The organism is Halocynthiibacter sp. C4, from assembly GCF_028823805.1.
GTDB lineage: Bacteria > Pseudomonadota > Alphaproteobacteria > Rhodobacterales > Rhodobacteraceae > Falsihalocynthiibacter > Falsihalocynthiibacter halioticoli.
This window is the reverse complement of sequence record NZ_JAPEIE010000002.1, coordinates 93,540-107,072: the sequence shown is the minus strand read 5'-3', so window position 1 is coordinate 107,072 and position 13,533 is coordinate 93,540. Positions and strand designations below refer to the sequence as shown.

Annotated in this window: 10 protein-coding genes, 1 tRNA gene and 1 pseudogene; 5 read left to right on the top strand and 7 right to left on the bottom strand. The window is 55.9% G+C overall.

Going from position 1 to position 13,533, the window contains the following annotated elements; all coding sequences use genetic code 11:
• Positions 1 to 39 precede the first annotated feature (39 nt).
• The 6 genes and pseudogenes from trpE to fabI form a co-directional block, all read right to left on the bottom strand.
• Positions 40 to 1,551, bottom strand: a complete 1,512-nt coding sequence (trpE, locus tag OU789_RS07635) for an anthranilate synthase component I (RefSeq protein WP_274654755.1) — start codon at positions 1,549 to 1,551, stop codon at positions 40 to 42.
• A gap of 45 nt (positions 1,552 to 1,596) precedes the next feature.
• Entirely contained in the window at positions 1,597 to 3,426 is a 1,830-nt protein-coding gene (locus tag OU789_RS07630; protein ID WP_274654752.1) for a peptidylprolyl isomerase, read from the bottom strand.
• 124 nt (positions 3,427 to 3,550) lie between these two features.
• Positions 3,551 to 4,726, bottom strand: a pseudogene (locus OU789_RS07625) (aminotransferase); the annotation flags it as partial.
• A 19-nt stretch (positions 4,727 to 4,745) separates the two neighbouring features.
• A complete protein-coding gene (gene gpt, locus OU789_RS07620) occupies positions 4,746 to 5,264 on the bottom strand; it encodes a xanthine phosphoribosyltransferase (RefSeq protein ID WP_263953003.1) in 519 nt (172 codons plus the stop codon).
• Between the two features lie 33 nt (positions 5,265 to 5,297).
• Positions 5,298 to 5,909, bottom strand: coding sequence for a LysE family translocator (locus OU789_RS07615; RefSeq protein ID WP_274654749.1), 612 nt, complete (start codon positions 5,907 to 5,909; stop codon positions 5,298 to 5,300).
• 22 nt (positions 5,910 to 5,931) lie between these two features.
• Entirely contained in the window at positions 5,932 to 6,744 is an 813-nt protein-coding gene (gene fabI, locus OU789_RS07610) for an enoyl-ACP reductase FabI (protein WP_274654747.1), read from the bottom strand.
• A 116-nt stretch (positions 6,745 to 6,860) separates the two neighbouring features.
• Between fabI and pdxH the strand changes: the two genes are divergently transcribed.
• From pdxH to OU789_RS07590, 4 genes are all read left to right on the top strand, one after another.
• Positions 6,861 to 7,466, top strand: coding sequence for a pyridoxamine 5'-phosphate oxidase (pdxH, locus tag OU789_RS07605; RefSeq protein WP_274654745.1), 606 nt, complete (start codon positions 6,861 to 6,863; stop codon positions 7,464 to 7,466).
• Between the two features lie 124 nt (positions 7,467 to 7,590).
• Positions 7,591 to 8,124, top strand: a complete 534-nt coding sequence (locus tag OU789_RS07600) for a cold-shock protein (RefSeq protein WP_263953007.1) — start codon at positions 7,591 to 7,593, stop codon at positions 8,122 to 8,124.
• A gap of 83 nt (positions 8,125 to 8,207) precedes the next feature.
• Positions 8,208 to 8,690: a DUF192 domain-containing protein gene (locus tag OU789_RS07595; RefSeq protein ID WP_274654709.1), complete on the top strand. Its 483-nt coding sequence runs from the start codon at positions 8,208 to 8,210 to the stop codon at positions 8,688 to 8,690.
• 42 nt (positions 8,691 to 8,732) lie between these two features.
• A tRNA-Pro gene (locus OU789_RS07590) sits at positions 8,733 to 8,809 on the top strand.
• Positions 8,810 to 8,940: 131 nt separating this feature from the next.
• Here OU789_RS07590 and OU789_RS07585 read toward each other — a convergent pair.
• Positions 8,941 to 9,138 carry a hypothetical protein gene (locus OU789_RS07585; RefSeq protein ID WP_274654707.1) on the bottom strand — a complete coding sequence of 66 codons (198 nt, stop codon included), beginning with the start codon at positions 9,136 to 9,138 and terminating at the stop codon, positions 8,941 to 8,943.
• A 596-nt stretch (positions 9,139 to 9,734) separates the two neighbouring features.
• Between OU789_RS07585 and OU789_RS07580 the strand changes: the two genes are divergently transcribed.
• Positions 9,735 to 13,424, top strand: a complete 3,690-nt coding sequence (locus OU789_RS07580) for a vitamin B12-dependent ribonucleotide reductase (RefSeq protein WP_274654705.1) — start codon at positions 9,735 to 9,737, stop codon at positions 13,422 to 13,424.
• Positions 13,425 to 13,533 lie beyond the last annotated feature (109 nt).

The window sequence follows — 13,533 nt, the reverse complement described above, 5'->3', positions numbered from 1 at the left end:
AGCGGCGCTCTATCCAACCACCAAAAGCAGTAGGAATTCTTACCCGTTACCATTAGCCAAGAAGACGCCTGCGTCCTCTGCAGCGGCGCGTATGGCTTTGGATTTATTGACGGTTTCCATATATTCGGCCTCTGGGTCGCTGTCATAGACAACGCCGCCACCCGCCTGAATATAGAGCTTTTGGTCTTTCACGACAGCGGTGCGCAGGGCGATGCACATGTCCATATCGCCGTTGGCCGCGAAATAGCCGCATCCGCCGCCATAAACGCCGCGTTTTTCCGGCTCCAACTCGTCGATGATCTCCATTGCGCGGACTTTAGGTGCGCCAGAGACTGTGCCTGCGGGCATGCCCGCGAAGAAGGCTGAAAGGGCGTCCTGATCGTCGGCCAATTCGCCAACGACATTCGATACGATATGCATCACATGGCTGTAATGCTCGACAACAAATTGCTCGGTTGGGCGGACTGTGCCGATTTTGCTCACCTTGCCGGTGTCGTTGCGGCCCAGATCGAGCAGCATAAGGTGCTCTGCGAGTTCCTTTTTGTCGGCCATGAGGTCTGCTTCAAACGCTTTGTCTTCTGCCGGAGTTGCGCCGCGTGGGCGGGTGCCAGCGATAGGGCGAATGGTGACCTCTTTGTCAAAGACACGTACGAGGATTTCGGGGCTTGCTCCGATAATCTGGAAGCCGCCGAAATTGAAATAGAACATGAACGGTGACGGGTTGGTGCGACGCAAGCTGCGGTAAAGCGCAAAGGGCGGCAGCGGGAATTCCTGTGTCCAGCGCTGGCTCGGCACAACCTGAAAGATGTCGCCCGCGCGGATGTATTCCTTGGCTTTCTCAACCGCATCCAGATAGCCCTGATGGGTGAAATTTGACTCTAGCGGGCCAAGCTCTGCTTGTGCGCCGAGGTTGCGGCTCTCGCTAGGCATCTGGCGTTCAAGGTCACGCACAGCGTCCATCACGCGCTCTGCGGCTTGGGCATAGGCAGCACGGGCGGATTGACCGTCGCGCACCCATGCGGGCGAAACAACGGTAACCTCGCCCTTTACCCCATCCAGAACAGCAACAACCGACGGGCGGATCATCACCGCATCGGGAAGGCCCAACGTATCGGGGTTCACATCCGGCAAGTGCTCAACGAGCCGTATCATGTCGTATCCAAGATACCCAAACAGCCCGGCCGCCGCGCTCGGAAGCTCCGGTGGCATATCGATGCGGCTCTCTTCGATCACGGCGCGCAGGGCGGTAAGAGGGTCTTCTTCGCAAGGCACAAAGGCCTCGCGATCAAACCGTGCCTCGCGGTTCAGCCTGCTTTCAGTGCCGTTGCATTCCCAGATGAGGTCCGGTTTCATACCAATGATCGAGTAGCGCCCGCGGGTTTCACCGCCCGTCACACTTTCCAGAACGAAGCTGTCTTGCCGCGCTTGGGAGAGCTTGAGGATCAGCGAAACCGGCGTGTCGAGATCAGCCGCCAAGCGGGTATAAACCACCTGATTGCGCCCCGCAGAATAGCCGGACTCGAATTCGTCGAAACTGGGCGTAAGGGCCACAGGCGCCTCCTCAAATCTTCTTGTCTTGTGCCCCGTAGGCCGCTGTTATTGTGTGAAGTTTGCGTGAACCGCGTTCACCACAGCTTCGTTAATTGTCAGCCCCTCGCTGGCACGCAAGGTATCAGACAGCGCGGCAAGCGCATCTTGTGTGATCGACTGGCCAAGGCTTGCTTCGAGCGCACTCCGTAGGGCAACAACTTCGGGGTTCTCTAGGTCTGGGCCGTTGCTGGCATCGAGCCGCACAAAGATCACACCGTTTTCGGTCGGAATGTTGCGTCCTTCGCCGATCTCCATAGCGAACACGGTTTCCATGAAGTCCGCAGGGGTTCCTTCGATATAAGCCGTGCGGGTTTGGTCGGTTTCGATCGTGACGGTTAGGCCAAGTGTCACAGGATCAGCGCCAGCTTGGATTGCGGCTTGAAGTTCTTCGGCCTTGGCCGTCAGGGCCTCTTGCAAACGCTCATTGCGGATGGCTTCGCGTACATCTGCGCGGACTTCGGAAAGGTCTTGCAGGCGCGGTGGAACTTCGGCCTCAAAGCGCATTGCGAACACGCCGCCATCTTCAAGAAGGATCGCCTGTTCAAAATCGCCTTCTTGCAGCTCTGCAGCTGCTTCACGGAAGGCACCGTAACCGGCAATCCCGTCCGTAACATCCTCTGACCATTCAATGGTACCGAGCGTCAGTGATGTTTCTTCGGCCAACTGCTCAAGTGACACACCGGAGGCGAGTTTGTCGTCGATCTCTTCAAGGCTGTCCTCGATGCGGCGGCGGGCAACATCGCCCACAAGTTCTTCACGCAATTCGGGAAGGGCCTCTTCATAGGTCGTTGTCTGTGCGCTCAGGATTGCGTTCATGCGGAACAGGGCTGGGCCGAGGTCCGTTGGAAGCGGGCCGATGATGCCAGGCTCTTCCATCGCATAAATCGCGTCACCAGCTTCGCCGAGATCAGCTTTGCTTTGATCGCCAAGATCAACGTCACCCATGGTCAGCCCGCGGCCTTCGACCAGAGATTGGAATGTGGTTTCACCTGCATCAATCATGGATTTCGCTGAAGCGGCGGCCTCTTCGGAGGAGAACACAAGGCGTTCTACCAAACGGCGCTCTGGCACCTGATACTGCTCTGCGCGGTCGTTATAGAGCGCGCGCAACTCCTCTTCGGCCACATCAACTTCGTCGATCAGATCAGTTGGCGTCACCCAAGCATAGGTGATGCGCTTACGGGCGGGCAGGGTGAATGCATCTTCGTTGGCTGCATGATAGGCCACGAGGTCTTCTTCGGTGGCTTCGGGAAGTTCTTCGTCAAGCAGAGCTTCGTCAACGATAGCCCATGTGAAATCACGGCGACCTGCAACATAGGCAAGGGCGTTATCGACCAGAGATTCAGGTGCGGTGATGCCGCCGAGTGTTGCTTGCTCATAGAGGCTGCGGGCGGCGTCTGCGCGCACGGACTCTTCGAATTGCGATTCCGTCAGGCCGGATTGTTGGAGGGTAAACCGATATGCTTCGCGGTCGAACGATCCATCAAGACCGATAAAGCCCGGTGTTTCGGCCAGAAGGCGCGCCACATGCTCGTCACCAACGGACAGGCCGACCTTTGCGGTTTCATTGTCTAGGGTCGCGCGGTTGATCAATTGTGCCTGAACCTGACGATCTACGCCGGCTTCAACGGCCATTGGAAGCGTTACATTCACGCCCATTTGCTGGGAAAACCCGCGCAGCTCGGCCTGTAACGCGAGAGCGTATTCATTCGCGGTCACTTCGGTATCGCCGACCTTTGCAACTGGAGTCGCTCCGCCGCCAAAGCTCGTAATACTGAAACCGGCAAGACCGATGCAGAGCATCCCGACCAAAAGCCACGCGAAGAATTTGGACATACCACTCTTGGAACCGCTCGACATATTTCTCCAACCCTTTTTCAATTGTTCCCGAATGTTTAGGGCTTTGCATGGGGGGGAGCAAGAGGCGCTGCGCGCCCAGAGGCTCGAATTGCAGGGTTTTTAGACGATCAAACAAAGTAGAGATGCCCGCCGTGTCGATATTGGCGAATGCCACACGCAATTCGCGCGCGCCGCTGGGGTCTTGGGCGGGTTTGAACATGGTCCCCGGAAGAAGGAGAACCGAGGCTTTCTCGACCAGCGCCGGAGCGATTTCATTGGAAGGTTGCGCAAAAGGATGGCGCATATAGGCGAAATATGCGCCCGCACCGAGCAACTCCCAGCCTTGTTCGGCAAGTGCAGGGAAGCCCGCCACAATTGCATCCTTACGTGCAAGGATTTCGCGCCGCCCACCTGCGAGCCAATCGGCGAGGTTTTGCAGCCCCCAAAGCGCTCCGATCTGACCAAGCTGGTTCGGGCAGATGGTGACTGTATCCAAAAATTTCTCGATTTCGCTCAGGAAACTCGGCGCGGCGATGATTGCGCCAACGCGATGCCCCGTTAGGCGGTAGGCTTTGGAGAATGAATACAGCTGAATCACCGTGTCGGACCAATCTGCGTCTTGCAAAAGGTCATGCGGCGCGCCTGATTGGCTGTGAAAATCACGGTAGGTTTCGTCGAGGATCAGCGCGATGCCATGTTGGCGTGCGAGATCTCGGAAGGCGGCAATGAGGCTTGCCGGGTACTCAACGCCACCGGGGTTGTTCGGGCTAACCAAAACAAGCGCACGGGTGCGTGGCGTTATAAGGCTTGCGGCTTCTTCCGGGTCTGGCAACAGTCCCGCGCGCGCCGGAAGCGGCACTGCGCGGACACCTTGCATCTCGCACCACATTTGATGGTTGAAGTACCACGGTGTGGGGATGATGACTTCATCACCGGCGCCCGCAAGCGTGGCAATTGTTGCGGCGAAGGCTTGGTTGCACCCCGCTGTTATTGCGACGTTTTCGGCTGTAACTGATCCGCCGTAATGCGCGGCCCATTGGCCAGCCAGTTCGGCACGAAGATCAGGGCGGCCAAGCACCGCGCCATAGAGGTGACTATCGGCGCGGGACAAGATTGCATCGGCCATGGCCGCACGCATCTCTTGCGGTGGAACCTCGACAGGTGCGGCTTGGCTCACATTTAGGAGCGGGCGTTCGGACGGAAACTCCACGCCCTCAATCCAGCGCCGCGCTTCCATGACGGGCGGCGGCGCGGTGGCCAACATGGCCGGATTTCGGGCGAGGGAGGGTTTGGTCATCCTAAGTGAGCAATCCGGCTTAGTCGGTGCCGCGATAGGGCTCTACATATTGCAGCGCCATATCCCAAGGGAAGAAAATCCACGTATCCTGACTGACCGAGGTGATATAAGTATCGGCCTGTTTCTCGCCCTCTGGCTTGGCATAGACACATGCGAAATGGGCCTTTGGGTACATCTGGCGGACAAGCTCAAGTGTTTTGCCGCTGTCGACAAGATCGTCGATGATGAGGATACCTGTTCCGTCTCCCATCAATTCAGGATCTGGCGATTTAAGAACCTCTGCTTCGCGGCGATCATCGGCTTTGCCGCCAGTGGAGTGATAGGATTTGACCGAAATCGTATCGACCGTGCGCACATCCAACTCGCGCGAAATAATCATCGCTGGGGCCATGCCGCCGCGCGTGATCGCAACAACCGCTTTCCACGCGCCGTCATCCGGCCCTTCGCCATCAAGCCGCCACGCAAGCGCACGGCTGTCGCGGTGGATCTGATCCCAGCTGATGTGGAAGCCTTTTTCATGGGGTAAACGATCAGTCATTTTTTATCTCTTTTGCGACTTTGTAACGGAAGCCTATGTGGCGGCGATTTTAACACCCAGTGCGGCAAGGAGACCGCCAAAGACTCGATCAATGGCGCCCTTAAGCCCCAGATAGCTGCGGCGGGTGGCTGGCAGGGAAAATATCCGCCCGACAAGAATATTCCAAGCAGTTTCGTTAAAGAACACTACGGCAAGTAGCGCAGCATAGACTTCGATGCCTACGCCAGCAGGGACCGTGCCGAGGAATATCGCCGCAAACAGCACCGCAGGTTTAGGATTGGCAAGCTGCGTGACGAGGCCAAGTACAACACCGCGCCCGAAGCTCGGTAGCGTTGCAGAGCCGTCAGTTTCGATTGGGGTGTCGGCCTGTTTCCAGAGCTTTACCGCCATATAGACAAGGAATGCCCCGCCACAGAGTTTGAACGCCCAGAGTAGGGCGGGCATATAAGTAAAGAGCAGCGACAACCCAAACAGCGCTGCCATGGCCCATATCACGCCACCGATTCCTATGCCGATTGCCACGCCCGTTGCGGCGCGGAACCCATGGGTTACGCCCGTGCGTGCAGCCATAAGAACGGAAGGGCCGGGGCTGATGGCGGCCATCGCATGCAAAAACGCGATGGCCAGAAAAGCGCTCAACGTCACGCGACGGCTCCTTTACGCCGGATCACTTGCGGCCGGTGACAGCGTCGATATCGGGCGCGTCAACGGCCTTCATGCCGACAACATGATAGCCCGCATCCACATGCAGGTTTTCGCCCGTTGTGCCTGTTCCCAGATCTGAGAGCAGATAGACAGAGGCCTTACCCACTTCTTCTTGGGTCACGTTGCGGCGAAGCGGCGAGTTCAATTCGTTCCATTTCAGGATGTAACGGAAATCGCCAATGCCGCTGGCGGCCAGAGTTTTGATCGGACCGGCGGAAATCGCGTTAACGCGGATACCGTCCTTGCCAAGGTCTTCGGCGAGGTATTTGACCGAAGCTTCAAGCGCGGCTTTGGCAACACCCATCACATTATAATGCGGCATGACCTGCTCGGCGCCGTAATAAGTCAGGGTAAGCATCGAGCCACCTTCCGGCATCAACTTTGCGGCGCGCTGCGCAACAGCTGTGAACGTGTAAACTGACACATCCATCGTCATGTTGAAGTTTTCGCGGCTTGTGTCGACGTAGCGGCCACGAAGCTCGTTTTTGTCGGAAAAACCAATCGCATGGACGATAAAGTCGATCTTGCCCCATTTGGCTTCGATCTCTGCAAAAACGCGGTCAAGCGAGGCTTCGTCTGTCGCGTCACAATCAAATAGCGTGTCCACACCAAGTTGTTCGGCGAGTGGCGCGACGCGTTTCTTGAAGGCCTCTCCCATATAGGTAAATGCCAGTTCGGCGCCATGCTCGGCACAGGCCTGCGCAATGCCCCAAGCAATTGATTTGTCGTTGGCCAGGCCCATAATTAGCCCGCGTTTGCCGTCCATCAGTTTCATAGCATGTCCATTAGTGAGTGCCTCTATCCTCATTCGACTTACGGTATTGGGCGAGTTGCATCAAGCCTGATACCGTGGTCAATTTGGCGCCAACGACTCGTAAAAAAGCGAATTCCATGAGCGATATGCCTAAAATTTTTCGGGGCGATGACCCTTTCGTAATAGCGCAATCTTGGCTTGCGGAGGCGGAGAAAAACGAACCGAACGATCCGAATGCAATCGCCCTTGCGACGGTCGATCAAGATGGGCTGCCCAATGTGCGGATGGTTTTGCTCAAAGAGATAGAGGCGCAAGCCTTTGTTTTTTATACGAATTACGAGAGCGCAAAGGGGCAGGAGCTCGCAGCAAGCGGCAAAGCTGCTTTTGTAATGCACTGGAAATCCCTGCGCCGCCAAATTCGCGTGCGCGGTACCGTTGAGCGCGAAGAAGGGCCGCAGGCAGATGAGTATTTCGCCAGCCGTTCGCTCAAAAGTCGCCTTGGCGCATGGGCATCGGAGCAATCTCGACCACTCGCCTCACGCGCGAGTTTAGTTGCAAAAGTTGCAAAAGTGACGCTAGGTAAAGGTTCTAACCCCGAACGCCCGCCATTTTGGGGCGGATTTCGTATCTACCCAACCGAGATAGAATTTTGGGCTGACGGGGAATTCAGGCTCCATGATCGCTTTGTTTGGCGTCGGGAGACTTTGGCAGATGCTTGGAATATCCAGCGGTTAAATCCGTGACATTCTGGTGTACGTCGGGTCATTTTATGGTGGAGAATTTTTTTTTCGCTTGAAACGTCTGGGTTGTATAGCCAAAACACTTGTGGGCAGTAGGTAATTTAGGCGCCAGAATGGCGTGATGGGGATGACAGAAGAAAACGCGCAAGGACCGATCGTCCTAGGACAGGTAAAGTGGTTCGACCCTGTTAAAGGGTTCGGATTCGTAATCCCACCGGAAGGTGGGCCCGATATCCTTTTGCATGCAAACGTGCTTCGCAACTTTGGACAGGGGTCGGTGGCCGAAGGGTCCGGCATTGAAATTCGTGTACAGGAATCGACGAGAGGCCTTCAGGCCGTGGAGGTGCTGCAGATCAGCCCGCCCACGCCTGCGAAGCCGGACGAAGAACCAAGCAATGATTTCGCGCCATTTGGTGATGACTCGCATGTTCCATTGGTGCCTGCACGGGTGAAATGGTTCGACAAAACCAAAGGTTTTGGGTTTGCCAATACCTTCGGCAGTGCCGAGGATGTATTTGTGCACGTTGAGGTTTTGCGTCTTGCTGGTCTTGCCGATCTGCAACCAGGCGAGGCGATTGCCATGCGGGTTGTCGATGGTAAACGAGGGCGGATGGCCTCTTCGGTCACGCCATGGGATGCGACCTTTACGGATCAGGGGTAAGTGGTGTGGCGCGTGTGAGCTTTATAATAGGCCGCGCGCGTTCCAAACCTGCTGATCGCACGGCTACTCGCCTAGTTAATGTAATGAAACGTGCTGCCGCAGCGGCCTGTGTGGCGATTGCGGCATCTACTATGACCTCTGGAGCCATCGCCGAATGCGCGTCGGATCGCGTGTCGTTGCGTGGCCCATGGGGACAGGCGCAGTTCACGGTCGAGATTGCCGACACAGAGCGCAGCCGTGCCACCGGTCTCATGAATCGCGAATCTATGCCGCGCGGCGCAGGAATGCTGTTTCTTTATGATTCGCCCCGCGCGATGACATTCTGGATGCGAAATACGCTGATTCCTCTCGACATCTTGTTCATCTCGCCACAAGGCGAGGTTCTGCACATCCATCAGATGGCAAAACCGCTCGACGAGACCCTGATTCCGGGGCCTGACGGGGCGATTGCGGTGCTCGAAATCAACGGCGGATTGGCCGAAACCTTTGGAATGACAGCCGGAACCGAAGTGCAGCATAATTTTTTTGAAAAATTTGGCGCTAAGTGGCCTTGTGAGGCGTCTTAGGGCTTTTCATTCCCGCGCAGTCACTTTAAAGAAGCGCTCAGTCGGGGCGTAGCGCAGCCTGGTAGCGCGACGGTTTTGGGTACCGTAGGTCGCAAGTTCGAATCTTGCCGTCCCGACCAACTTCTCTCAGTTTGAAATTGAATACATACGGTGCACAGGCGTGGCAGTTTGCCTGACGCTTTGATGTGCTTTCCTGTGCGCGCAGGTTCGTGGACCTCTAGTTAATTACAGCAATACGACATCGCGCATTTCAGATGAGCAGCACCTTTTGGATCCTTCGCGCCGCCAAACGCTGCAGATGATCACGTTGCGCATCTATATCTAGTGTTTCGCTAAAGCTATGTGCAGTGGTGGTATCGATGCCGCTGGCCGACACCCGAAGAAAACGCATCAAAGTGCCGCCGATTCCGGGCGGTGTTGATTCTCGGTCATCATCGTTCTGCCACATTATGTAGCGTTCTCGTTGCGGTGTGCTGCATAAATGTAGCGTTTTTAAGCAACGGTTGTTTTGGCGCAAAGTTTTCAACCATAGGTTTTCAGGTCTTTGTGAGCCTCCGCGAGATGCCGACTCTGGCGTTAACCATTTGTGGATAAGTTTGCGTGAATTCTTAACGGATTCCTCTAAAGGCCCTGACGTATTGAGAAAATCGAATGTGGACAAAATCGCGTGCCTCGCGTGATGCGCAACTCAGAATCAAGTACCGCTGCGGGGATTCGCGCTCGCCATATTGGGTCAACTGAAAATCGACCCAAAAAATGCAAATAAATCCGTTGACCAAACCGGCGGATATACGCCAAGTTGTGGGAGCCGGTCGGGGAAGCCACAAGATTTAGTGGTAGAGCGGCAAAAGGGACAGATTTCTTACACTGAGATGCGAAACACTGGGTTCGCTCTTTGGCCGACGGTTTTGTGCGCCGCGGAGCAGATTTTTGCGCCCTTTAAAATACGCCCCCGACTGGCACGAAACCGCGCTGGTTCAGTCAGAACACAGCATCGAGAACACATTTAAGGCGGCGACAGGCCGGTGACGGGGCAACGATACAATGAAAATAGAACGCAAGTTTACAAAAGCCGGCAAAGACGCATACGAAACCCTCGAATTTACCGAAACTTCCTCTGAAATCCGCAATCCGGACGGCACAGTCGTTTTCCGGCTTGATGACGTTGAAGTTCCCGCAAGCTGGAGCCAAGTGGCCAGCGATGTAATTGCGCAAAAGTATTTCCGTAAGGCTGGTGTTCCTGCGGCACTTAAGAAAGTTAAAGAAAAGGGCGTTCCAGAGTTTCTGTGGCGCTCGGTTCCTGATGACAAAGCGCTTGAGAAGCTGCCAGCAGAGACCCGTACAGGCGGCGAAATCAGTGCGAAACAGGTGTTCAACCGTTTGGCAGGCGCATGGGCCTATTGGGGCTGGAAGGGCGGCTATTTCAGCTCCGAGGAAGATGCGCGCGCCTATTATGACGAGATGCGCCACATGCTCGCCAGCCAACGCGCTGCACCAAACTCGCCACAGTGGTTTAACACTGGTCTGCATTGGGCATATGGCATCGACGGTCCTGGTCAGGGTCACTATTACGTCGACTACAAGACAGAAAAACTAACGCGCTCGACCTCGGCGTATGAGCACCCACAACCGCACGCCTGTTTTATCCAATCGGTTGACGATGACCTTGTCGGCGACGGCGGCATTATGGATCTTTGGGTGCGTGAGGCACGCCTGTTCAAATATGGCTCTGGTACTGGCACCAACTTCTCCTCACTGCGCGCAGCAGGTGAGGGGCTTTCCGGTGGCGGCAGTTCCTCCGGCCTGATGGGCTTCCTCAAGATCGGTGACCGTGCAGCGGGTGCGATCAAATCGGGCGGTACAACACGCCGTGCGGCGAAAATGGTGATTGTCGATGCGGATCACCCCGATATCGAAGAGTTCATCAACTGGAAGGTGCTTGAAGAGCAGAAAGTGGCTTCGATCGTCGCTGGCTCCAAGATGCACGAAGAGAAGCTCAACGCGATCTTCGCAGCAATCAAAGCGTGGGACGGCAAAGTTGAAGATGCCTATGAGCCCAAGTCGAACGACGCCCTCAAAGAGGCAGTTCGCGCAGCGAAAAAGGTCAAGATTCCAGAGACTTACATCAAGCGCGTGCTCGACTATGCAAAGCAGGGCTATGATAGCATCGAATTCCCGACATATGACACAGACTGGGATTCCGAAGCCTATAACTCCGTTTCCGGCCAGAACTCCAACAACTCCATTCGTGTAACAGACGCCTTCCTCAAGGCCGTTGAGGACGACGGCGATTGGCAGCTCATCGACCGCACAACCGGACGCGTGAACAAGACGATCCGTGCCCGTGAATTGTGGGAGCAGGTTGGTCATGCGGCTTGGGCCTGTGCTGATCCAGGGATCCAGTACCACGACACCGTAAACGCATGGCACACATGCCCAGAAGATGGCGAAATCCGCGGCTCCAACCCGTGTTCCGAGTATATGTTCCTCGATGACACGGCCTGTAACCTCGCGTCGATGAACCTGCTGACCTTCCTGAAGGATGACGAGTTCCAAGCCGAAGATTACGTCCACGCCACGCGCCTCTGGACTTTGACGCTGGAAATCTCCGTGACAATGGCGCAGTTCCCGTCCCAAGAGATTGCACAGAGATCCTTTGATTTCCGTACTCTGGGCCTCGGTTATGCCAACATCGGCGGTCTGCTGATGAACATGGGGTATGGATATGACTCCGATGAGGGTCGCGCGCTTTGTGGTGCTTTGACGGCGGTTATGACCGGTGTTGCCTATGCCACGTCGGCGGAAATTGCGTCTGAGCTTGGCGCCTTCTCGAAGTACGAGAAAAACGCCAATCACATGCTCCGCGTAATCCGTAACCACCGCAATGCGGCTTATGGAAAAACAACGGGCTACGAAGGCCTCGACATCAAGCCGCTTGCACTTGATCATGCAAGCTGCCCTGATAAGCGGCTGATTTCGCTCGCGAAACAAGCGTGGGACGAGGCGCTCGAACTGGGTGAGAAACACGGCTATCGCAACGCACAGACAACAGTGATTGCGCCAACCGGTACAATCGGCCTCGTGATGGACTGCGACACAACGGGTATTGAGCCAGACTTCGCTCTGGTGAAGTTCAAGAAGCTCGCAGGCGGTGGTTACTTCAAGATTATCAACCGCTCGGTACCTGCGGCGCTTGAAAAGCTTGGGTATGGTTCTGCTCAGATCGAAGAGATCGTCAGCTATGCCGTGGGCCACGCCAGCATCGGCAACGCACCTGGCATCAACCATACATCGCTGATCGGACATGGCTTTGGCCAAACAGAGTTGGACAAGATCGAAGCCGCGCTTCCAAGCGCCTTTGACATCCGCTTTGTGTTCAACCAGTGGACTTTGGGCGATGATTTCTGCACCAAAACACTTGGCATCCCGCAATCTAAGCTCACCGATCCAAACTTCGACCTGCTGCGCCACCTTGGCTTTAGCCGCGAAGAGATCGAAGCCGCAAATGACCACGTCTGTGGCACCATGACACTTGAAGGCGCGCCGCACCTCAAGGAAGAGCACTACAACATCTTTGATTGTGCGAACCCTTGCGGCAAGAAAGGTAAGCGTTTCCTGAGTGTTGACAGCCACATCTATATGATGGCAGCGGCGCAGTCCTTTATCTCTGGCGCGATCTCCAAGACGATCAACATGGCCAATGACGCCACTATCGAGGATTGCCAGAAAGCCTATGAGCTCAGCTGGAGCCTCGGCATCAAGGCCAACGCGCTATACCGCGATGGCTCCAAACTAAGCCAGCCGCTTGCAGCTGCGCTGGTTGAGGATGACGAGGACGCGCAAGAAACGCTTGAATCCGGTTCCGCTCAGGAAAAAGCCGCTGTTCTGGCCGAGAAGGTCGTTGAAAAGATCGTTCTCAAAGAGGTTGTCAAATCCCACCGCGAGAAAATGCCGGAGCGCCGCAAGGGCTATACACAGAAAGCGGTTGTTGGCGGGCACAAGGTCTATCTGCGGACCGGCGAATACGAAGACGGCAACCTTGGCGAAATCTTTATTGATATGCACAAGGAAGGGGCGGGCTTCCGCGCCATGATGAACAACTTTGCCATCGCGGTTTCGGTTGGGCTTCAGTACGGCGTTCCGCTTGAAGAGTTCGTTGACGCGTTCACCTTCACCAAGTTCGAGCCTGCGGGCATGGTTCAAGGCAACGACAGCATCAAGAATGCGACGTCGATCCTTGACTATATCTTCCGCGAACTCGCTGTGTCTTACCTTGATCGGACAGATCTGGCCCATGTGAAGCCAGAAGGCGCAAGCTTTGACAGCCTTGGCCGTGGCGAGGAAGAAGGCGTGGCAAACGTTCAGGAGATGAGCGAAACAGCAGCGTCCAAGTCCTTGGAAGTGTTGAAACAAATCAGCTCGACAGGCTATCTGCGCAAGCGGGTTCCAACAGACCTGTCCTTGCTCCAAGGAAGTGCTGGCGCAACCGCGCTCGACAATGCAACCGACGCAACGGCGGCGCTGCAAACTATGGTGCCTGACACGGCTGCTGACGCAACTGCGGTCTCAAGTGGCACAGTGGCAAGCTCCGCCACTCAGATGGACGCGCGCTCCAAAGCCAAGATGCAAGGCTACGAAGGCGACCCATGCGGCGATTGCGGCAACTACACTTTGGTGCGCAACGGCACCTGTATGAAATGCAACACCTGCGGCGGGACATCCGGCTGTAGTTAATTAGAGATCCGGGGCGGGTGCGCTCGTCCCTGACGCGGATCAGGCCGCAGGCAGAATACCGGGCGGTACACTAGAATGAGCCTGATTAGCGAAACTAAAGGGTCCCCTC